Genomic DNA, 21,066 nt, shown 5'->3' with positions numbered 1-21,066 from the left:
CAACTCGACGATGATCTCAAGCGCGCCATCGAACAAACGGGCACAGACGTGATCTGTGCCGATACGTGATAAACCCATTAAGGAAAGACTATGTGTGGAATTGTAGGGGCAGTGGCACAGCGCGACGTGGCTGAAATTTTAGTAGAAGGTTTACGCCGTTTGGAATACCGAGGGTATGACTCAGCCGGCGTCGCGATCACCAAGCTCAGGGCCAATTAACCCGTGTCCGTCGTCTGGGCAAAGTGGCTGCACTTTCCGATGCGGTTGCCGCCTCTAACCCGACTGGCGGCACCGGGATTGCGCATACGCGTTGGGCAACCCACGGTGAACCCAGCGAGGCCAATGCGCACCCACATATGTCCGGGGATGATATTGCCGTTGTACACAATGGAATTATCGAAAATCACCAAATATTGCGTGAGCAGCTCCAAGCACGTGGCTATCAATTTGACTCGCAAACCGATACCGAAGTGATTGCTCACTTAGTTGACTGGGAGATGCAACAGTGTGGCGATTTGCTGAATGCGTTTCAGCGCACCGTCGATCAGCTTGAAGGAGCTTACGGTACCGTGGTGATGGATAAAAACCAGCCTGAGCGCTTAATTGCTGCGCGCTCGGGCAGCCCATTGGTAATTGGCCTTGGCGTTGGTGAGCATTTTTTAGCGTCTGATCAATTGGCACTGTTGAATGTGACCCGTCGCTTTATCTACCTTGAAGAAGGGGATGTGGCTGACATCACGCGTCGTGACGTGGTGATTTATAACCAAGCAGGTACGCCGGTTGAACGTGAGGTGCATGAAGCCAGCGCCCAGTATGATGCGGCGGATAAAGGCCAATACCGTCACTACATGCAAAAAGAAATCTATGAGCAACCCACGGCACTAACCAACACCATGGAAGGCCGTTTAGGCAGTGACCATGTGATTGTTGATGCAATTGGTAATGGTGCGAGTGATATTCTTGCTAAAGCTCAGCACATTCAAATTATCGCCTGCGGCACGTCTTACAATGCGGGCATGGTGGCACGTTACTGGTTTGAATCGCTGGCTGGGGTCAGCTGTGATGTCGAAATTGCCTCTGAGTTTCGCTATCGCCAGTTTGTTACCCGTCCCAACAGTGTGCTGATCACCTTGTCGCAATCTGGCGAAACGGCTGACACTTTAGCGGCACTGCGTTTAGCCAAAGAGCGCGGTTATATGGCGACCATGGCGATTTGCAACGTTGCAGGCTCTTCGTTAGTCCGCGAGTCTGACTTAGCCTTTATGACGCGAGCAGGGACAGAAATTGGCGTCGCATCGACCAAGGCCTTTACCACCCAGCTGTCTGCGCTGCTGATGTTGGTCACCGCGCTGGGCAAAATGCAGGGGTCGATTGGACGCGACAAAGAGCGTGAGATTGTTGATGCCTTACATCATTTGCCTTCTAGCATTGAGCAGGCCTTGACGTTTGATAAAGCAATCGAACAGCTTGCTCAAGATTTCGCGGACAAACATCATGCACTCTTCCTTGGCCGCGGAGAGTTTTATCCGATAGCAGTGGAAGCTGCGCTCAAGCTCAAAGAAATCTCCTATATTCACGCCGAAGCCTATGCGGCCGGGGAGCTAAAGCACGGACCATTGGCGCTGATTGATGCGGATATGCCGGTGATTGTCATTGCGCCTAATAACGAACTGCTGGAAAAACTGAAATCCAATATCGAAGAAGTACGTGCCCGTGGCGGCCAGCTATATGTGTTTGCCGGCCAAGATGCAGGCTTTACCCCAGATGAGGGGATGAAAATCATTGCCATGCCGCACGTTGATGACATCACTGCGCCGGTGTTTTACACCATTCCTATGCAGCAATTGTCCTATCATGTTGCTTTGATAAAAGGCACTGACGTTGACCAACCTCGCAACCTCGCCAAAGCGGTGACGGTTGAATAATCCTGCCCAATAATCACCACGCTCTGACCAGGAGCGTGGTTGATGATTTATCAGTTACTTCCTTTTTGCTATAAAAATGCGATCTGCATAGGCTTTGTTGCATAATGCAAATCATTTTGCATTCAATCTCAGGCATGGCGTCTTGAAATGTAAACAGAACACCGTTCTTTTTTTAAGTGGTTTGATTTTAATGTTTTTAAATGATGCCTAATAACCTGGCCTACATTGTGCATACTCAGGTATAACGACTAACATCGACAAGTTGTAGCGAGGAAGCAATGATTGATTCTAAAACCCAGGTAGCAAAACGTATTAAAGAAGCGCGTGAGTGGAAAGGCATCACTCAAGTCAAAATGGCAAAACTGCTGAATGTTGCGCGTCAGACGTATTTGGACATCGAAAATGGTAAAACCGAGCCTCGTGTTCGCATGCTTTCCAATATCGCGGAACTGACTGAGCGTCCATTGGTGTGGTTTGTTTATGGCGACGAAGATGTTGAGATGCATGATGTGCAATACAAGCAAGATGTGAACCGCTTGCTCGAACATTTCTCGCGTTTACCCCATGAAGCCCGCACCGGCAATTTTAAACCAAAGCGTGAACATGGCGTCGTTCCTTGTGAATTATTCGAAAGCCGCCCAACGCGCATAAAAGCACTGCCTGATCGGCTAGATAGGCAGGTAAGTGCTTGCTGACTGAAGTAGGCATCAGTAGCGCAGTATCACACTATCGATGCGCGTAAGCATGATACGTCTGCCGAGCCATGCATAATACAGAGCTGGTGTTGTGACGGGCTTGTGTTTAATACAGCTCGGGTTGCAGAGATGAGGCATGAATCAAGGTGATTTCGACCGCGCACATGGCGCAACGGATCCGTGAAGCACGGGAATTCAGTAAAATCACTCAGGTAGAGATGGCGCAGCGTTTGGATGTCGCGCGTCAAACCTATCTGGATATGGAGTCGGGGAAGACCGATCCGAAAATCCTAGCGCTGGTCACGATTGCAGAGATCACCGGACGCCCCTTTAATTGGTTTGTGCATGGTGAGTCGGATGAGCGTGATATTGCCTTCACTCACCGGGATGATTTAGCCGCGTTAACCAGCTTGCTAAGCCAATTGCCGCAAGTCGCACGCCAAACGGTTATGGATAACGCACTCTCCATTGCCGAGTATGTAGTGTCAATGACGCCTGAGCCGCGAAACGAATAAACAAAAAGCCCGATAAACGTTATCGGGCTTTTGCTTGTTTGGCGTCTACGTCGCCGAGCGTGAGAGGAAAAAGCGAAAGGCGGGATTCGAGGTTTCATCTTTCCAGTCATAGCCGAGCTCGCGTAAATGCGCGGTAAATGCCAGTAAATCCTGATCGCCGATCTCAAAGCCACATAGTACACGTCCGTAATCTGAGCCATGGTTACGATAGTTAAATAGGCTAATATTCCAATGGGTGCCGAGTGTTTGTAAAAAATGCAGCAGCGCGCCTGGGTACTCAGGAAATTCAAAGCTGTATAGGCGTTCATGGAGGTCGGCTGAAGGGCGTCCCCCGATCATATAACGCACATGCACCTTCGCCATTTCATCGTCGGATAAGTCTTCCACCGGATAACCCGCTTGGCGTAGATCGCTGATAATGTTATCCAGCTCTTCTTGACCATCCAGCAGCCGCACCCCGACAAAAATATTCGCCAGCTGTTCATCCCCATAGCGGTAGTTAAACTCAGTCACGGCCCGGTCGCCAAGGATCTGACAGAAATTGAAAAACGCACCGGTTTGCTCAGGGATGGTGACAGCGAGCAGGCCTTCACGTTTTTCCCCCAATTCGGCACGTTCAGAGACATAGCGCAACGAATGGAAGTTGGTGTTGGCACCGGATAAAACCGCTGCCATTTTCTTGCCTTTTAGTTGATGCTTTTCAACATAGTGTTTTAGCCCAGCGAGTGCTAATGCGCCTGATGGCTCGGAAATAGCTCGGGTGTCTTCAAAAATATCCTGTACTGCTGCGCAAATGGCATCACTGGAGACAGTGATGCTGTCATCAAGGTATTGTTGGCATAGCCGAAAGGATTCATCGCCGATGCGCTTGACTGCGACACCATCGGCAAAGGTTCCAACCCGATCGAGGGTAACAGGAAAGCCAGCATCTAACGCTGCGCGTAGGCAGGCCGAGTCTTCCGCTTCAACGCCGATCACCTTGATATTGGGCATCAGTTGTTTGATCAGCACCGCGACGCCGGCAGCGATGCCTCCGCCACCGACGGGTAAGAAGACATAGTCGAGGTGGCCATTTTGTTGCACCAGCTCCAAACCAATGGTTCCTTGGCCGGCAATCACCTGTGGGTGATCAAAGGGAGGCACAAAGGTATAACCATGCTCTTCGGCAAGCGCTTGCGCCATACCTTTGGCATCATCAAAATTGTTGCCATGGAGCACGACTTGGCCGCCAAAGCCGCGTACCGCATCGACTTTAATCGCTGGCGTGGTGCGAGGCATAACAATGGTCGCTTGCACACCAAGCTTACTCCCCGATAGCGCCACCCCTTGGGCATGATTCCCGGCAGAGGCTGCGATCACGCCGGCTTGCTTTTGCGCCTTGGTCAACTGCGCCATCATGTTGTGCGCGCCACGCAGCTTAAACGAATGGACCGGTTGACGGTCTTCACGCTTGAGCTGCACCTGGTTATCGAAGCGCTCAGACAGGCGCTTCATGGTTTGAAGTGGCGACGTTATCGCCACTTCATAAACAGGCGCGCGCAAGATATCCCTCAGGTAATCAGCACCGTCCATCGGTTGTGTAGGTAAAGGTTGCGCCTGTTGCATGATTAGTCCTCCAGTTTACTGCGATCACGCACAGCGCCTTTATCAGCGCTGGTAGCAAGGGTGGCATAGGCTCTTAACGCATAAGAAACCTGACGTTGGCGATCTTTCGGTTTCCAGCCTCGGGCATTGGCGTCAGCACGGCGTGCGGCGAGTGTGCTCTCGTCCACCAGCAAGCTGATTTCACGGGTCGGGATATCAATACGGATCCGATCGCCACTTTCCACTAAGGCGATGGTGCCACCGTTCGCTGCCTCGGGAGACACATGACCAATGGATAGCCCTGAGGTACCGCCAGAGAAGCGCCCATCGGTGAGTAGGGCACACGACTTACCGAGTCCCATCGATTTTAAGTAGGTGGTGGGATAAAGCATTTCTTGCATGCCTGGTCCGCCTTTCGGGCCTTCGTAGCGGATTACCACCACATCGCCGGCTTTGACCTTTCCACCGAGAATGGCCTCCACCGCGTGGTCTTGACTTCAAACACCACGGCTGGCCCCTCGAAGGTCAGAATGCTTTCATCGACCCCTGCGGTTTTGACGATACATCCCTTTAAGGCGATATTGCCTTGCAACACGGCGAGGCCGCCATCTTGACTAAAGGCGTGGTCTAGAGCGCGAATACAACCTGACTGACGATCGTCATCCAGGGTGTCCCAACGACAGCTTTGCGAGAAGGCTTGGGTGGTACGAATCCCGGCGGGTCCAGCACGATAAAAGGCTTTGATGTCTTCATCGTCGGTTTGCATGATGTCATAGTACGCCAGTTGCTCTTTAAGGCTCATGCCCAGCACGGTTTGCTGTTCAATATTCAATAAGTTGGCGCGTTGGAGTTCGCCGAGGATCCCCATCATGCCTCCGGCACGATGGACGTCTTCCATATGGTACTGCTGGTTGAGGGGGCCACTTTACAAAGGTGGGGCACTTGGCGTGACATACGATCGATATCATCCATATCGAAATGGACATCGCCTTCTTGCGCGGCGGCAAGTAGGTGCAACACCGTATTGGTTGAGCCTCCCATGGCAATGTCGAGAGCCATGGCGTTTTCAAACGAAGCGCGGTTAGCAATATTGCGTGGCAGGATGCTGTCGTCGTCTTGCTCGTAATAGCGCTTGGCGAGCGAAACAATCCGTTTACCGGCGTTGAGAAACAGTTGCTCACGATCCGCATGAGTGGCGAGCATGGATCCATTACCGGGTTGGCTGAGTCCTAGGGCTTCGGTTAAACAGTTCATCGAGTTGGCAGTAAACATCCCTGAGCACGATCCACACGTAGGGCACGCTGAGCGTTCAATCTGCTCGCTTTGCTCATCAGACACATCCGGGTTGGCCCCTTGCATCATCGCATCGACCAAATCGAGTTTAAGGATTTGATCGGAGAGCTTGGTTTTCCCCGCTTCCATCGGGCCGCCAGAGACAAAAATAACCGGCACATTTAAGCGCATAGCGGCCATCAACATGCCTGGGGTGATTTTGTCACAGTTGGAGATACAGACCATGGCATCGGCACAGTGGGCGTTGACCATGTACTCTACCGAGTCAGCGATAATCTCACGCGAGGGCAGTGAGTAAAGCATGCCGCCGTGACCCATGGCGATGCCATCATCCACCGCAATGGTATTAAACTCTTTAGCAATCCCGCCGGCTTGTTCGATTTCTCGCGCCACCAGTTGGCCCATGTCTTTTAGATGAACGTGACCGGGGACAAACTGGGTAAATGAGTTCACCACCGCGATGATGGGTTTACCGAAATCATCGTCTTTGACGCCGGTGGCACGCCATAATGCACGTGCGCCTGCCATGTTGCGGCCGTGGGTGGTGGTTTTGGAACGATAGGTTGGCATATTACGACTCCTTTGCCTTATGCGCGCTGGGCGGGGTGAACGGGATCAAGCCAGCCCCATTTATCTTCGGTGGTGCCATCAAACAGGCCAAAAAAGGCTTTCTGTAGCGAGGTAGTGATTGGGCCACGTTGACCTTCACCGACGGTGATTTGATCGACACTGCGTACCGGGACGATTTCGGCAGCGGTCCCGGTCATAAACACTTCATCGGCCAGATAAAGTGCTTCACGCGCAATCGGCTCTTCGCGAATCGTGAGCCCTTGCTCTTTGGCGAGTGTCATGATCGAATCGCGTGTGAGGCCAGGCAAAATAGCGCTGGTGGCTGGCGGGGTGCTGATCACGCCATTTTTGACAATAAAGAGATTCTCTCCGGCCCCTTCGGAAAGATAGCCTCGCACATCCAGTGCAATCCCCTCGGCATAGCCATGACGGCGGGCTTCACCGCCTACCAATAAGGACGATAAATAGTTGCCTCCTGCTTTGGCTGCCGTCGGAATGGTGTTGGGCGCAGCACGGTTCCAGCTTGAGACCATGGCATCTACCCCTTGTGCGAGCGCTTCTTCTCCGAGGTAGCTCCCCCAGCTAAAGGCCGCGATGATGATGTCCATTTGCGTCTCTGGTGGTGGGCAAACGCCAAGGCCAACATTGCCTACAAACCCTAGCGGGCGAATATAGGCAGAACGAAGTTGGTTCACGCGGAGGGTTTCTCGGCAGCCTTCCATCAAGGCATCCACGCTAAACGGGATCGGAAAACGATAAATCTTGGCCGAGTCTTTGAGGCGCTGCATATGTTCGCGATGGCGAAATACCACGGGGCCGTTTGGGGTGTCGTAGCAACGTATTCCTTCAAAGACTGACGTACCATAGTGCATGGCGTGGGTGAGTACGTGCACGGTGGCATCCTGCCAAGCGATCATTTCCCCGTTAGACCAAATATAATCAGCGGTATTTGTCGACATTTTTTCTTCCTTTTTGGTTATGCGCGTAGGGACTGGGTGGTCGAAGAGGTCATCATGACCTCTGCCACGTCCCATAGCTTAGTCAGTTGTGGCCGCAAGGTCTCGATCGCTCTTTGGCTTTCGACGGTGACATCAAAAATTACCTGTCCCGAGTCCGAAGGCATCGACATCGTAAATTGGCAAACAGTAAAACCACGATGACGGATCACGCGCAACACGCGCTCCAGCAACTCAGGGCTGTGGGTAGCATGAATTGAAAATTGGTGTTGTGTCATCAGCGTTGCTCCATCATTTGTTGGTTGGCCGCACCGGGCGGTACCAGTGGCCACACATTTTCCATTTCATCGATAGCCACATGCAGCAAGTAAGGCCCCGGATGAGCCATCAGTGTGCGCAGCCCCTCCTCAACGTCTTGCTTGCAGGTGATAGTATGGCCAGGAATATCGAACGCGCTCGCGAGGGTGATAAAGTCGGGGTTATCGGATAGATCGGTCTCGCTGTAGCGCTGATCGAAAAACAGCTGCTGCCATTGACGAACCATGCCTAAACGCTGGTTATCAAGCAGGATGATTTTAACGGCGATCCCTCGACGCTTTAGCGTACCGAGCTCTTGAATATTCATCATAAACGAGCCGTCTCCCGTCACTAACACCACCTCATCCTCGGGACGGGCGACCTTAGCGCCCATTGCGGCGGGTAAGCCAAACCCCATGGTGCCAAGCCCTGCTGAGGTTAACAGGTTCTCTGGCCGTGACGGTTGAACATGCTGCGCGACCCACATCTGGTGCTGACCGACATCGGTCGCCACCACCGTATTTGCCGGCATACGCTCGGATAGGTTGTTCAGTAGTGCTGGCGCATAAATGGCGTCACCTGGATGGTCATAACGCCAGGCATACGAGGTTTTCCATTCAGTGACTTGCGTGCGCCAGTCAGGTGATGTATTTGGAATATCCAAGGCGGGAAGTACGTGATTGAGTGGCGCGCAAACCGGTGCTTGAGCGCGGCGAAGTTTATTGATTTCCGCCGCATCAATATCAATATGCACCACGTTAGCGTGGGGGGCGAACGTATCGAGCTTACCGGTCACGCGATCATCGAAGCGTGCGCCGATGACAATCAGCAAATCGGATGATTGCACTGCCAAGTTAGCGGCTTTGGTGCCATGCATACCCAGCATTCCGAGATAGTAAGCGTCATTTGGGGCGACAGTGCCCAAGCCTTTTAAGGTACTGACTACAGGCACTTCACTGCGCGCCAAATAGTCGCGTACCGCTTGAGTGGCTTTACCCAACACCACGCCGCCGCCGAGATAGACCATAGGGCGCTGACTGGCACGGATAAGCGCATTAGCCTGGTCGATATCTGTCTTGTCGAGCGGTTGTGCATGTTGCGTGGTGATGTTGGCGGCGGTATCAGGGACCAGTCCTGCTTGGATGTCCTTGGCAATATCCACCAGTACGGGTCCTGGACGACCTGACTGTGCGACCTCAAACGCTTGCGCGAGTGTGGTGATGAGCTCGGCCGGATCGGTCACCAAAAAACTGTGTTTTGTGCAGGCTAGTGATAAGCCCAACACATCGATTTCTTGAAAGGCATCGGTGCCGATCAGCGGGCTGGCAACTTGGCCGGTGATCGCCACAATAGGCACCGAATCCATCAGCGCATCGGCAAGTCCGGTGACCAAGTTGGTGGCACCTGGGCCCGAAGTGGCAATACACACTCCAGGACGGCCACTGGCACGGGCATACCCGATCGCCGCCATGGCAGCACCTTGCTCGTGGCGACATAAAATGTGCTCAACCCCACCGTCAAACAGGGCATCGTAAACGGGCATGATGGCGCCCCCAGGATAGCCAAAAACGGTATCCACCCCTTGTTGTTGTAACGCTTTTACCACCCATTGTGCACCTGTCATCGTCGCGCCTCCCCGTCTAAGCGGGGAGGGCAGGGTTGCGAATGATCTGTCTCTGCGCTCTCCATCATGATTGCTTCCGTTGTCGCGTGGCATTGCCACATGAATAAAAAAAAGCCCCCGAACCTTTGGGTTGCGGGGGCTTGGTTGCGATGTTGCTGCTGTCTTTCGCGTACCTACACCCCTCGCGGAATAATGACCACGATAAGGCGAATAATGAGGACGATAGCGAAATTTAACATTTGTCTGTCTTATCTTTTATTGAGCCCATTTTATGAGCGTTTTGTTAATTATGTTTTTGTTTATGCCTGCTTGTTGCAGGTCAGTCACGGGCCCGATCTATCGCCGAGTCTCGTGTTTAATTGTTGTGCAGTTGTAGTGGTATCACAGAGGTCACTCGCATGACAAGAAAAAATTACCCTCAATCACCGATTAGCACGGCAGTATAAGAGCTGGGTTTCATAGCGATAATAGAGAGCGGAGTGAGGAAATATGGCATTGGCGATAGTTCACAGTCGCGCCTGTGTGGGCGTAGAGGCGCCGTGTGTGACCGTAGAAGTACATATATCCAATGGGTTACCGGGTTTTGCGCTGGTGGGGTTACCAGAAACTACGGTCAAAGAAGCCCGCGACCGGGTGCGAAGTGCGATCGTGACCTCCAACTTTGAGTTTCCTTCGCGTCGGATCACTGTCAACCTCGCCCCAGCAGACTTACCCAAAGAGGGCGGGCGATTTGATTTACCCATAGCGCTTGGGATCTTGGTGGCGTCGGGGCAACTGCCAGAAAAACGTTTAAACGAGTTTGAGTTTTTGGGAGAGCTGGCTTTATCGGGGCTATTGCGTCCCGTTAAAGGGGCATTGCCGGCGGCGCTCGCCAGTCAAAAAGCACAACGCGCGCTGGTGGTTCCCGATGACAATGCCAATCAGGTAGCATTGGTGGACAATAAACGGCATGTGTCGGCGCCCGATCTTATTGCGGTGAGCCAACACTTAGCGGGTCAGCAAAATTTATGTTTAAACGCCGTACCTGCGGTCAATGACATGCCGACGTCGACACGATGCTTACGCGATATCATCGGTCAACAACAAGGTAAGCGAGCGTTAGAAATTGCCGCCAGTGGCTCCCACAACTTACTTTTTGTGGGTCCCCCCGGCACCGGAAAGACCATGCTTGCGTCGCGTTTATGTGACTTGCTACCGCCGATGAATGATGATGAAGCTTGGCCTCAGCCTCCGTCACCTCTTTGACCCAACAACCGTTGCATGAGGGAAATTGGCGCCAGCGCCCGTTCCGTAGCCCCCACCATTCCAGTTCTATGGCGGCATTAGTGGGGGGTGGCAGTGTGCCTCGTCCTGGTGAGATTTCACTCTCTCACCATGGGGTATTGTTTCTTGATGAGATGCCTGAGTTTGAACGTCGTGTGCTCGATGCGTTGCGTGAGCCGCTTGAATCAGGCGAAATTGTGATTTCGCGCGTCAATGGTAAAACGCGATTCCCCGCTCGTTTCCAACTTATCGGTGCGTTGAACCCCAGTCCAACCGGGCATCATGAAGGCGAATTAGCACGCTCCAATCCTCAACAAATTTTGCGATACCTGGCGCGTTTATCTGGACCGCTACTAGACAGGTTTGATATGTCGATTGATATACCTGCGCTACCACGAGGTAGCCTTTCGAGTGGTGGGGAACGCGGGGAGTCAACACCAACAGTAAAAGCGCGGGTAGCCGCTGCGCGCGAGCGCATGCTCGTACGGCAAGGGAAGGTCAATGCCTTGTTGAGTAATCGAGAAATGGAGCGGTATTGTCAGCTCGCTCAGACTGATGCCGCGTTTCTCGAACAGGCATTACATCGGTTGGGATTATCGGTGCGGGCGTATCATCGGATAATTAAAGTCGCGAGGACGATTGCCGATCTGGCGGAAGCCGAGTCGATTAGCCGCCCTCACCTAGCCGAAGCGCTGGGGTATCGGGCGATGGATGGCTTACTGCGCCATCTCAACGCCCAAGTCAGCTAATCCCAAGTCAGCCAATTACTTCTGGGTGAGCAAGAAGTTGATCAGCTGGAAGTATTCTTCCGGGGTTTCTACCGTTTTTGGTGTCACGTGGTATTTGCCGTTTACGATCACCGCAGGCACACCGCGCAAGCCAGCCTTTTCGAAGGATTGATCGAAACGCTTAGCCATTGAATTTGCAGCAAAGCTGTTATAAGCGCCGTCAAATTCGCTGCCATCAATGCCATTATCGACAAACATCTGGCGAACGTCAGCCAGTGATTTCGGTGGGTTTTGTGCGACCTCAATACGGTCAAACATCACTGGAATAATGGTGTCTTGCGCATCCAATACCACGGCGGTGGCGTAGGCACGTGTCACTACATCGCCCATGTTACCCCCCATAAAGGACACATGGTTTTTAACCACTTTGGCATTGTCCGGCACTTGTTGTTTGAGTTGCTGGACGAGGGGTTCAAATTGGTAGCAATGTGGGCAATAAAAAGAGAAAAACTCGGTGACTGTCGGGGTATCGGTCGCTGGGGTCTCTAGCACCTGATAGTCTTCACCGGCTTTAAAGCGGCCCGGTTTAGCATCTGCAATCTCAATGGGGGCGACAGACTCTGTAGACTCAGCCTGTGTCTGAGCCGTTTCGGTTGTTTGTGTGGCTTCTGGTGACGTTTGCGTCACGCTCTCAGGCTCAGAGCAAGCGGTTAGGCTTACAATCAGTAGCAAAGGCAACAGTTTTTTAAACATGATTCAATGATTCTCCGTTATCGATTAAGCGCTTACGGGTACAGTGTAAGCGGTGGCGCTTCAAGGGCGGCAAGCTGTTCTTTAAAAGCCAGCACTTGGCCTTCCCAGTATTTTGCATCAGCAAACCAAGGAAATGCACGAGGAAAAGCCGGGTCTTGCCAGCGTTTTGCCAACCAGGCCATGTAATGCACCATTCTCAGACCACGCAATGGCTCGATCAGTTGCAATTGATCGGCTGGAAAGTCGCGAAATTCACGGTATCCCTCCGCCAACGTATCCAATTGCGCGAGTTGATCAGCGCGACTGCCGTTTAAAAACAGCCATAAATCTTGCATCGCTGGGCCGTTTCGGGTGTCATCAAAATCGACAAAGAGCGGGCCGTCTCGCCATAAAATATTGCTGGGATGGCAATCGCCATGTAATCGAATTGCCGGCCAGTCGGTGTGCCAACGTGCGGCAATCGCATCGATTAAACGATCGAGATCAGAGAAGAATGTCGCTTGAATGCCTTCTGGAATCAAGCTGGCTTCTCCTAGCTCGCGGCGAGGCTGATAAAGGTGGCTGTCGAGATCAAACTTGGCGCGAGCTTGAAAAGGCTTCGCTGCTCCCATTTGGTGGAGTCGACCCAGATAACGGCCGACCGCTTCGAGTTGATCCCAATTGTCCACTTCAAAACCGCGACCGCCCACACTGGGGAATAGCGCAAAGCGAAAGCCTGACGCATAAAAAAGGCTGGTGCCGTCTCGTTGGATCGGTGCGACCACGGGAATATCCGCGTCGGCGAGCTCGCGGCAGAAGGCATGTTCTTCATGAATTTGCGCATCGGACCAGCGAGCGGGCCGATAGAACTTGACCACATAGCGCTGGTCATCATCGGCGACAAACTGGGCCACCCGGTTTTCATAGCTGTTCAGCGCGAGTAGGCCGGATTGAGGGAAAATGCCGACTGATTCAATCGCATTTAATTGAACGTCGGGTGTGAGAGCATGAAAGTCAAAGCCTATCTCGGCCATAAGCCACCTGAGAATGACAAAAGAAAAGTCATAGTAACAAATAAAAAGGGCGCTGCCTGCGCCCTGTTTATTTGTCGTGAATAGTCTTTGTAGTGAATGGTCTTTTTGCTGACGTGATGGGTTACAAGTCAGTGATAAATCGGCTTTCTGCACTCACCCTTTTTTGTTTGTCGCCAGATTCACGTTCCATCACAAAGGTGATGTCGGCAATGCGTTGCTCCATCTCATACGTATCGACGGCTAAACTAATGGGGAGGGAGAAAACCTCACCCGCTTGCACATTGACCGTTTGTGGTCCGTGCCATGTCACATCATCCAAGCCTTCAACTGACAGTTGATATGTGTCATCTGTCTGCGTTTTATTTAAGATTTTTAAGGTGTAAGTATTTTCAACCAGTCCTTGGTTGTTAATACGATACAGCTGATTACGGTCGCGTATCACATCCAGCTCCATCGGCATTACCGACATCGCGAGGTAGATAAACATCGCGGTGACGATAATCATTACCGCCCCGTAGCCCACCAGTTTTGGCCGCATGACCGCGGTTTTCTTTCCTTCAAGCTTATGCTCGGTGGTGTAGCTAATCAGGCCGCGCGCGTACCCCATGCGGTCCATGGTTTCATCACACGCATCGACACAGGCGCCACAGTTGATGCACTCGTACTGTAAACCGTCACGAATATCAATGCCGGTCGGACACACTTGCACACACAGGTTGCAGTCAATACAGTCGCCCAATCCCAACTCTTTAGGATCTTTTTTACGCGGACGAGGACCGCGTTTTTCGCCGCGCTTGGCATCATAGCCAACGATGAAGGTATCTTTGTCAAACATGGCAGACTGAAAGCGGGCGTAAGGGCACATGTGAATACACATGATTGAGCGCATCCAACCTGCATTTCCGTAGGTGCATGCCGCAAAGAAAATCACCCAAAAGCCGACCCAAAAGCTGGTGTCGAAGGTTACTAAGTCGATAGCGAGTGATTGTACCGGCACAAAATAACCGACAAACGTGGCGCCCGTGACCAGAGAAATGATCCACCAGGCCGCATGTTTAGCGGCTTTGCGTGCGGCTAATGCAGAGGTAAGCTTGAGGGAATCTTGTTTTCGACGTTTGTTGGCCGCCCCCTCCAGTTTTTCTTCAAACCAGATAAAAAGAAAGGTCCATACTGTTTGCGGGCACAAATAGCCACACCACACTCGGCCAAGAAAGGTGGTGATAAAAAAGAGGCCGAAGGCGGAGAGCATTAACAATGCAGCCAATAAGGTGAGATCTTGTGGCCACAAAGTGGTGCCGAAAAAATGGAACTTTTGATTACCGATATCCAGTAAAATGGCTTGTCGGCCTTGATACGGGATCCAGGGCGTTAACAGAAACACCAGCATAAAGAACCAACCCATGTAGCGACGCATACGCTGGTAATAGCCTTTCACCGCGCGTACGTAAATGCGATTGCTTGGGTTAAAGCGATCGTCGTTGCCTTTATGGGTTTTGGGGTTGTACTCTTTTGCAGTCACGTCTTTGACGTTAATTTTTTTATCGCTCATGACATTGGCTTTCCTTGGGATAGCGGGTCCATGGTGCATTGCCAGGCCCTAATTATCATTGTGCCTGTGATTGTAGCGCAGCAAACGCCATGAATACGCTACCAGAGTCATAGTTTGCGACACAGCCACAAACTGAACGATTTCCAACTATAACAGACGATTAGCCATGGTTATTGGTTTAGTCCTTTGTGGTGTTAATGCCTCTCGCCCGTAAAATCGCCGCTTTAAAGTCATCTTCACTGTCTTTGGCAAGGCCGGGAATCGGCGCGTTACTCTCTTCTAGCCGCATTTTGAGTTGATAGATCAATGTATCGTCCGATAACGCGGTTAAATCATCGCGATGACCGGCCTCTTGGGCAATCAGGCTGAGCATAGCCATGAGCGAGCGATCGGGGGTTTGTTGCCAAGATTGGTTTAGCAGGTCAAGCAACTCGTTGATACGGTGACAGTGCATAGTGGTATCCTTAATGTGGCACGTAAAAAAAAACATTTTGCCTGATGGATAACGGTGGACACTTAGCCAGGATCAATTTCCTGTGAACAGAGAGTTAATTTATCGGCATTACACGATTCCGTCCGAGGTTTTTGGCCTTATAGAGCTGTTGATCGGCACGAGAAGTCAGGTCAGCACCTGATTCGTGTGCGTGCTCATCATACTCGGCAACCCCCATAGAGGCGGTAATATGATCCAGGGTTTGGCCTCGGCGCCGATCTTTGATTACCATTCTATCGATAGCTGCGCGTAGCGTTTCAGCAGTTCGCTTCGCGCTGTTAAGGCGTTTTTTGGGCAACAATAGCGCGAATTCCTCACCGCCGTAGCGGAATGCTTGGACTCCCTCTCGGCAGTAGTCGAGTAATCGCTTGGCAACTTGCTTCAAGGCGATATCGCCAAGAACGTGGCCGTATGTGTCATTGAGTTGCTTAAAATGATCCAGATCGACAAGGATTAAAGCAAACGGCCAGGTTTGTGCGTTCTCGATGTATGCACTGAGCTCACGTTCAAAGGCTGCTCGATTGAGTAGGCCGGTTAAGCCATCATGGGTGGCTTGCTCTGTCATCTCCGCAAGGTTTTGTTTTAGCTCGGCTATTTCTTGCTGGGCATCACTCAATTGGTGTTTAAAGTAGCGAGTCGATTGGGTTAGCGCTTGCGAGTCTTTTACCACATTGCGGACGACCGCAATGGTTTCATCGATTGACAGCCCTTCATTTTCGACGCGAGAAAGTTGCTCGAACGTTTTGTCGAGTACGGAGTGAAACGCGTCTGTGTCTTGTATGGTATCCGACATCGAGTGACTTATTTCTGTCATCATCGACTCAAGGCTTTGCTTGAGGCTGCCAATGTTTTGGCTGTGTTTATCCGCCATGTGCTTTTGATACAAAATATCGCTCTGAAGTGGGCTGCAGGTGCCGTGCTCATGGACGGTGGTATCGATGTCAGCGGTGAGCTTTGGATCGGTATTGGCGACGTAGGTATACCAGAGTGCGTAGTTGGTCGGTGTAGTGGGTACCTTATATTTCATCATCAAAGGGACCGCTTTTTTTAGAAATAGGGTCGACTGTTGAAATTGATTGTCTGACATAGCGTTCCTTTCTGCTGAGCAACATAAATAGGCACACTTTTCAGTGTATACCCAAAGTCACAGGAGTGGCAGCGTCGAGGTAAAAAGCGTGAGCCTGCAGACATCTATGCCGGCAGGCCATTATTAGAGGAAGAATGGGCTGGGTTGGAATAAGCGCTCAACATCGGGGATGTACTTTTTATTCACCAAGAATAAGACCACATGGTCATCTTGTTGGATCACGGTTTTATCATGCGCAATTAATACTTCATCACCACGGACTACCGCCCCAATGGTAGTGCCGGGAGGGAGCTTTATCTCGCCAATCGCGCGACCGACCACTTTTGACGTGGAGGCATCACCGTGAGCAATCGCTTCAATCGCTTCTGCTGCGCCACGTCGTAATGATGAGACATTGACAATATCGGCACGGCGTACATGGGTGAGCAGTGCCGAGATCGTTGCTTGTTGGGGGGAAATCGCAATATCAATGACCCCACCTTGAACCAAGTCGACATAAGCGCCGCGTTGAATCAGTACCATGACTTTTTTCGCGCCCAAGCGTTTAGCAAGCATCGCCGACATAATATTGGCTTCGTCTTCGTTGGTGACTGCGATAAAAACATCAATCTGATCAATGTGTTCTTCACTGAGCAGCTCTTGGTCTGACGCATCGCCACAAAACACGGTGGTTTCCTCTAACAACTCGGCGAGGTGTTCGGCTCGTGCTGGGTTTCGCTCAATCAACTTCACACTGTACTGGCGCTCAAGTGCCATCGCCAAGCCGGCTCCAATGTTGCCCCCACCCACAATCATGATGCGCTTGTAAGGCTTCTCGAGGCGCTGCAGTTCACTCATTACTGAGCGGATATGGTTGCTGGCGGCGACGAAAAAGACTTCATCATCGGCTTCGATAATGGTGGTGCCTTGAGGACGAATAGGGCGATCACGTCGAAAGATGGCGGCGACACGGGTATCGACGTGAGGCATGTGCTCGCGCAGTGCTGATAGCGCTTTGCCGACCAAAGGCCCTCCGTAGTACGCTTTGACTGCTACCAGGCCGACTTTTTTATCGGCAAAGCTGACCACTTGTAGTGCACCTGGGTATTCAATTAAGCGACGAATATAATGTGTCACCAGCTCCTCTGGGGCAATAAGGTGGTCGACCGGACAGGCATCACTGTTAAAGATTTGCTCTTTGACGGCCAGATACTCAGGACTACGGATCCGAGCAACTCGATTGGGTGTGTTAAAGCGGGTATAGGCGATCTGGCAAGCGATCATGTTGGTTTCATCGGAGTTGGTTACGGCAACCAGCATATCCGCATCTTGTGCGCCGGCTTCTTGCAAGGTCGACGGATGGCTGGCAAACCCTTGCACAACACGTAAGTCGTATTTATCTTGCAGTTCGCGAAGCCGTTCTGGGGCGTGGTCAACAATGGTGATGTCATTGTTTTCCCCGACCAGATTTTCTGCCAGGGTGCCGCCGACCTGGCCTGCACCCAAGATAATGATTTTCATGTTGCTCTCACTCCCTGCCTCGTTATTTGCCGGTTGGCTTTTCTAGGCATGCATAATAGAAACCGTCCATGTCGTGTTCTCCGGGGAGAAGTTGCCGTCCTGGCTGGTCGTGGGTGCCGGTGCGCAATATTGTCGTTGGCTCGCGAGTCAAAAATGCGCGAATTTGTTCCGCGTTTTCATCGGGTAACACCGAGCAAGTTGCATAGACCAGCGTACCGCCTGGCGCTAATTGCTGCCACATTGCATCCAAAATCTCCGCTTGTAACGTGACCAAGGCTGGAATATCGCTATCGCGCCTTAACCATTTTATATCTGGGTGGCGGCGAATGACCCCGGTGGCCGAGCAAGGTGCATCCAGCAAAATACGATCAAACGCCGGGCCTGTGTGCCAAGCGCTCGGATAGCGAGCATCCGCGTGTTTTACCTCTGCATTAAGCCCTAAACGCGATAGGTTCTCTTTGATACGGCGCAATCTGTTTTCATCTGCATCGATGGCAGTAACGATAGCATCAGGCTGATGTTCGAGAATATGGCAGGTTTTTCCGCCAGGAGCGGCACAGCAGTCGAGAATGCGTTCAGCCGCGGCGGGCTGGAGATAATCGACCGCAAGTTGTGCAGCGGCATCTTGTACCGATATCCAACCTTGGGCAAAACCCGGTAGGTGCGCTACGTCACAAGGTACGTCGAGTTTAATGGCATCCAAGGCTTGTGAATGTGCAGCACCAGCAATCCCGGCGGCGTGAAGTTCAGCGAGGTAACTGACCTGAGTATGATGCTGGTGGTTCACGCGCAGCCACATCGGTGCTTTTTGATGATTCGCCGCGACAATGTCTTGCCACTGGTTTGGGTAGGCCTGTTGAAGACGCTTTAATAACCAGCTGGGATGACAGTATTTCCCCGCTATCTCCGCTTGGCTAGCGTCATCAAGCGAGCTTTGATCCCGTTGATAATTGCGCAAAATCGCATTGATTAATCCACGTAATTGCGGGCGCTTCAGCGTTTTGGTCGCATTGACCGTTTCCGCTACCGCTGCATGGGCAGGAATACGCATATAGCCGAGTTGATAGAGGCCAACGAGTAACAGGTGATGAAATACACGCTGCTTACCTTTTAATGGTTTATCCATCAAGGCTTGCACGATGTGCTCTAAACGCGGCAACCAACGTAAAGTGCCGTAGCAGATCTCTTGCAGTAACGCCGCATCCCGTGGCGCGATTTGCTGTTGCGCAAGTGCAGTTGCTGCGAGAGGGATTGGCCTTGATCGACCACTTGATATAGAACGCGGGCAGCCGCGGCTCTTACATTCATATGTTTACCTATTAAAAGGCCAAAATGGCTTCAGACGATAGCGTCGCCCGTCACATTAAAAAAGGCCAGCGTACTGGCCTTAAACGATTTTGCGATATAAAAGCGCCCTTTATGCTAACTGGGTGCCGGTTTCAAACCACTCGCGACGTGCATTGAGCAGCTCGTGAGCCTGCATTGCTTTTTTCCCTGGTGGCTGCAAGTGTGTGAGCTGAAGAACACCTTTTCCGGTTGCAATTTGAATACCGTGTTTATCGGTATTAATCACGGTCCCCGGAGCAGCATTAACATCAATATCGAGCGCGTTAGCGCCCCACACTTTGATATTTTGCTCGCCTAAGGTGAAAAAACTCACCGGACGCGGATTGAACGCGCGAATACAGCGTTCGATAAACGCCGCATCTTGATGCCAATCGATATGCGCTTCTTGCTTGGTTAGCTTTTCGGCGTAATTGGCTTTGGCGTCATTTTGCGGTTCAGCCAATATAATGCCGTTGGCCATATCATTTAAGCAATCAATCAGTGCCTGTGGGCCTAGCTCAGCTAAGCGCTCATACAAACTGCCACTGGTTTCTTTGTCATCAATCGGTAAGGTGGCGATTTTTAACATGTCACCGGTGTCGAGCCCTTCATCCATCTGCATAATGGTCACGCCGGTTTCGTTATCACCTGCCCAGACCGCGCGCTCTATCGGTGCAGCACCGCGCCAGCGTGGCAAAATTGAGCCATGCACATTGACGCATCCCAATTTTGGGATCGCTAACACGGCTTTCGGCAAGATAAGCCCATAAGCGACCACGACTAGAACGTCGGCATCGAGCGCGGCTAACTCGGCCTGTGCTGCTTCGTCACGCAACGTACGAGGCTGGTATACAGGGAGTGCATGCTCAATTGCCAGTTTTTTGACTGGGCTCGCCGTGAGCTTTTTGCCCCGTCCTGCTGGTTTATCTTCGCGGCTATACACCGCAATAACCTCATGCTCACTGTCGAGCAAGGCTTGTAAATGGCGCGCGGCAAAGTCCGGCGTGCCCGCAAATACTATACGCAGCGGTTTGCTCAAAGTGACCTCAGCTTGCTTTTTGGTTAGCGCGTTTGAGTTTTTCCATTTTTTGCTTGATACGTTGACGTTTCAATGGCGACAGGTAGTCAACGAACAACTTGCCTTCTAAGTGGTCAAGCTCGTGTTGAATACAAATCGCCAGCAAGTCTTCGGCATCGAACTGGAATGGATTGCCATCACGGTCGAGCGCTTTCACCGTCACTTCGGCAGCGCGCGGTACCAAGGCACGTGAGCTCGGTACAGAGAGGCACCCTTCTTCGATACCGTCTTCACCGCGCTTGTCGATGATTTCAGGATTGATCAGAACCATAGGCTCGTCACGCGTTTCTGATACATCGATCACCACCATGCGTTGGTGAAAATCAACCTGAGTGGCGGCAAGGCCGATCCCGTCTTGGTCGTACATGGTTTCAATCATGTCGTCGGCCATTTTCTGGATCTCAGGGGTCACGGTGTCCACCGGTTTCGCAACGGTGCGAAGGCGTTCATCTGGAAATGTTAATACGTTCAGTAAAGCCATAACGTCTCGCAAAAATTGAACTGTGCCGAATGCGGCACGGGATAATTGGGTTAATTCTAGACATTTTGCCAACCAATTGACAGCATCAGCGCGTTCTGTCTGACAAGGAAGACGACGATGACAAAAAAACTGTGTAGGCTTGCCATGGCCGTCTTATTGGCAGCGATACTCCCTGTTACCACGACGGCACAAACTAGCGAAACACGCTATATCGTTGAACGTGGCGATACGCTTTGGGATATTGCCGCGACTTTTTTGCTGATCCTTTGTACTGGCCAGAGGTATGGTACGACAACCCAAGTATAAAGGATCCACACCTTATCTACSTGACACTCG

14 protein-coding genes and 5 pseudogenes are annotated in these 21,066 nt (G+C 51.7%); 5 read left to right on the top strand and 14 right to left on the bottom strand.

All coding sequences use genetic code 11. The annotated features are described in order from the left end of the window. The first annotated feature begins 90 nt into the window (after nt 1–90). The 3 genes and pseudogenes from glmS (at nt 91) to DZ54_RS0113430 (ending at nt 3,135) form a co-directional block, all read left to right on the top strand. Nucleotides 91–1,925 (top strand): annotated as a pseudogene (gene glmS, locus DZ54_RS21780) (glutamine--fructose-6-phosphate transaminase (isomerizing)). A gap of 278 nt (nt 1,926–2,203) precedes the next feature. Then, nucleotides 2,204–2,576 (top strand): annotated as a pseudogene (locus DZ54_RS21775) (helix-turn-helix transcriptional regulator). Between the two features lie 190 nt (nt 2,577–2,766). Beyond that, nucleotides 2,767–3,135, top strand: coding sequence for a helix-turn-helix transcriptional regulator (locus DZ54_RS0113430; RefSeq protein WP_025674620.1), 369 nt, complete (start codon nt 2,767–2,769; stop codon nt 3,133–3,135). A 45-nt stretch (nt 3,136–3,180) separates the two neighbouring features. Here DZ54_RS0113430 and ilvA read toward each other — a convergent pair whose 3' ends face one another. The 5 genes and pseudogenes from ilvA to ilvG all read right to left on the bottom strand — a co-directional run bounded on the left by ilvA (nt 3,181) and on the right by ilvG (nt 9,459). Then, the gene (ilvA, locus tag DZ54_RS0113425; protein ID WP_025674619.1) at nt 3,181–4,740 is read right to left on the bottom strand and encodes a threonine ammonia-lyase, biosynthetic; all 1,560 of its coding nucleotides are present in this window, start codon (nt 4,738–4,740) and stop codon (nt 3,181–3,183) included. A gap of 2 nt (nt 4,741–4,742) precedes the next feature. Further along, a pseudogene (ilvD, locus tag DZ54_RS21770) lies at nt 4,743–6,582 on the bottom strand (dihydroxy-acid dehydratase). 17 nt (nt 6,583–6,599) lie between these two features. Then, nucleotides 6,600–7,541, bottom strand: coding sequence for a branched-chain-amino-acid transaminase (ilvE, locus tag DZ54_RS0113415; RefSeq protein ID WP_025674618.1), 942 nt, complete (start codon nt 7,539–7,541; stop codon nt 6,600–6,602). Between the two features lie 17 nt (nt 7,542–7,558). Next, nucleotides 7,559–7,816 carry an acetolactate synthase 2 small subunit gene (gene ilvM / locus DZ54_RS0113410; protein ID WP_025674617.1) on the bottom strand — a complete coding sequence of 86 codons (258 nt, stop codon included), beginning with the start codon at nt 7,814–7,816 and terminating at the stop codon, nt 7,559–7,561. After that, nucleotides 7,816–9,459 carry an acetolactate synthase 2 catalytic subunit gene (gene ilvG / locus DZ54_RS0113405; RefSeq protein WP_025674616.1) on the bottom strand — a complete coding sequence of 548 codons (1,644 nt, stop codon included), beginning with the start codon at nt 9,457–9,459 and terminating at the stop codon, nt 7,816–7,818. Before ilvG ends, ilvM begins: the two co-directional genes overlap by 1 nt. Nucleotides 9,460–9,948: 489 nt before the next feature. Here ilvG and DZ54_RS21765 point away from each other — a divergent pair. Beyond that, nucleotides 9,949–11,471 (top strand): annotated as a pseudogene (locus tag DZ54_RS21765) (YifB family Mg chelatase-like AAA ATPase). A gap of 15 nt (nt 11,472–11,486) precedes the next feature. Here DZ54_RS21765 and DZ54_RS21760 read toward each other — a convergent pair. From DZ54_RS21760 to def, 9 genes and pseudogenes are all read right to left on the bottom strand, one after another. Continuing rightward, nucleotides 11,487–12,203: a thiol:disulfide interchange protein DsbA/DsbL gene (locus DZ54_RS21760; protein WP_025674615.1), complete on the bottom strand. Its 717-nt coding sequence runs from the start codon at nt 12,201–12,203 to the stop codon at nt 11,487–11,489. Between the two features lie 32 nt (nt 12,204–12,235). Continuing rightward, nucleotides 12,236–13,216: a serine/threonine protein kinase gene (locus DZ54_RS0113390; protein ID WP_025674614.1), complete on the bottom strand. Its 981-nt coding sequence runs from the start codon at nt 13,214–13,216 to the stop codon at nt 12,236–12,238. A gap of 121 nt (nt 13,217–13,337) precedes the next feature. Continuing rightward, a complete protein-coding gene (gene ccoG / locus DZ54_RS0113385; protein ID WP_025674613.1) occupies nt 13,338–14,765 on the bottom strand; it encodes a cytochrome c oxidase accessory protein CcoG in 1,428 nt (475 codons plus the stop codon). A gap of 178 nt (nt 14,766–14,943) precedes the next feature. After that, on the bottom strand, nt 14,944–15,219 hold the full coding sequence (locus DZ54_RS0113380) for a YihD family protein (RefSeq protein WP_025674612.1): 276 nt from the start codon (nt 15,217–15,219) through the stop codon (nt 14,944–14,946). A 94-nt stretch (nt 15,220–15,313) separates the two neighbouring features. After that, entirely contained in the window at nt 15,314–16,345 is a 1,032-nt protein-coding gene (locus tag DZ54_RS0113375; RefSeq protein ID WP_025674611.1) for a GGDEF domain-containing protein, read from the bottom strand. 123 nt (nt 16,346–16,468) lie between these two features. Beyond that, nucleotides 16,469–17,845: a Trk system potassium transporter TrkA gene (gene trkA, locus DZ54_RS0113370; RefSeq protein WP_025674610.1), complete on the bottom strand. Its 1,377-nt coding sequence runs from the start codon at nt 17,843–17,845 to the stop codon at nt 16,469–16,471. 22 nt (nt 17,846–17,867) lie between these two features. After that, nucleotides 17,868–19,153 (bottom strand): annotated as a pseudogene (gene rsmB, locus DZ54_RS21755) (16S rRNA (cytosine(967)-C(5))-methyltransferase RsmB). A gap of 109 nt (nt 19,154–19,262) precedes the next feature. Then, nucleotides 19,263–20,210, bottom strand: coding sequence for a methionyl-tRNA formyltransferase (fmt, locus tag DZ54_RS0113360; protein ID WP_025674609.1), 948 nt, complete (start codon nt 20,208–20,210; stop codon nt 19,263–19,265). A 7-nt stretch (nt 20,211–20,217) separates the two neighbouring features. Next, nucleotides 20,218–20,730, bottom strand: a complete 513-nt coding sequence (gene def, locus DZ54_RS0113355) for a peptide deformylase (protein WP_025674608.1) — start codon at nt 20,728–20,730, stop codon at nt 20,218–20,220. A gap of 117 nt (nt 20,731–20,847) precedes the next feature. Here def and DZ54_RS24900 point away from each other — a divergent pair, with 117 nt between their 5' ends. Continuing rightward, entirely contained in the window at nt 20,848–21,036 is a 189-nt protein-coding gene (locus DZ54_RS24900) for a LysM peptidoglycan-binding domain-containing protein (protein ID WP_025674607.1), read from the top strand. Nucleotides 21,037–21,066: the final 30 nt, after the last annotated feature.

The sequence above is a fragment of the Salinivibrio socompensis S35 genome (assembly GCF_000513715.1).
Taxonomy (GTDB): Bacteria; Pseudomonadota; Gammaproteobacteria; order Enterobacterales; family Vibrionaceae; genus Salinivibrio; species Salinivibrio socompensis.
The sequence above is the reverse complement of the archived record's forward strand: the minus strand, read 5'-3'. Positions and strand labels throughout refer to the sequence as shown.

Excerpts from the sequence above, each read along its gene's own strand:
- DZ54_RS0113390 (WP_025674614.1), bottom strand. The coding sequence starts at position 13,216 with ATGGCCGAGATAGGCTTTGACTTTCATGCTCTCACACCCGACGTTCAA.
- def (WP_025674608.1), bottom strand. The coding sequence starts at position 20,730 with ATGGCTTTACTGAACGTATTAACATTTCCAGATGAACGCCTTCGCACC.
- ilvA (WP_025674619.1), bottom strand. The coding sequence starts at position 4,740 with ATGCAACAGGCGCAACCTTTACCTACACAACCGATGGACGGTGCTGAT.
- DZ54_RS0113375 (WP_025674611.1), bottom strand. The coding sequence starts at position 16,345 with ATGTCAGACAATCAATTTCAACAGTCGACCCTATTTCTAAAAAAAGCG.
- ilvG (WP_025674616.1), bottom strand. The coding sequence starts at position 9,459 with ATGACAGGTGCACAATGGGTGGTAAAAGCGTTACAACAACAAGGGGTG.
- trkA (WP_025674610.1), bottom strand. The coding sequence starts at position 17,845 with ATGAAAATCATTATCTTGGGTGCAGGCCAGGTCGGCGGCACCCTGGCA.
- ilvM (WP_025674617.1), bottom strand. The coding sequence starts at position 7,816 with ATGACACAACACCAATTTTCAATTCATGCTACCCACAGCCCTGAGTTG.
- ccoG (WP_025674613.1), bottom strand. The coding sequence starts at position 14,765 with ATGAGCGATAAAAAAATTAACGTCAAAGACGTGACTGCAAAAGAGTAC.
- DZ54_RS21760 (WP_025674615.1), bottom strand. The coding sequence starts at position 12,203 with ATGTTTAAAAAACTGTTGCCTTTGCTACTGATTGTAAGCCTAACCGCT.
- DZ54_RS24900 (WP_025674607.1), top strand. The coding sequence starts at position 20,848 with ATGACAAAAAAACTGTGTAGGCTTGCCATGGCCGTCTTATTGGCAGCG.
- ilvE (WP_025674618.1), bottom strand. The coding sequence starts at position 7,541 with ATGTCGACAAATACCGCTGATTATATTTGGTCTAACGGGGAAATGATC.
- DZ54_RS0113380 (WP_025674612.1), bottom strand. The coding sequence starts at position 15,219 with ATGCACTGTCACCGTATCAACGAGTTGCTTGACCTGCTAAACCAATCT.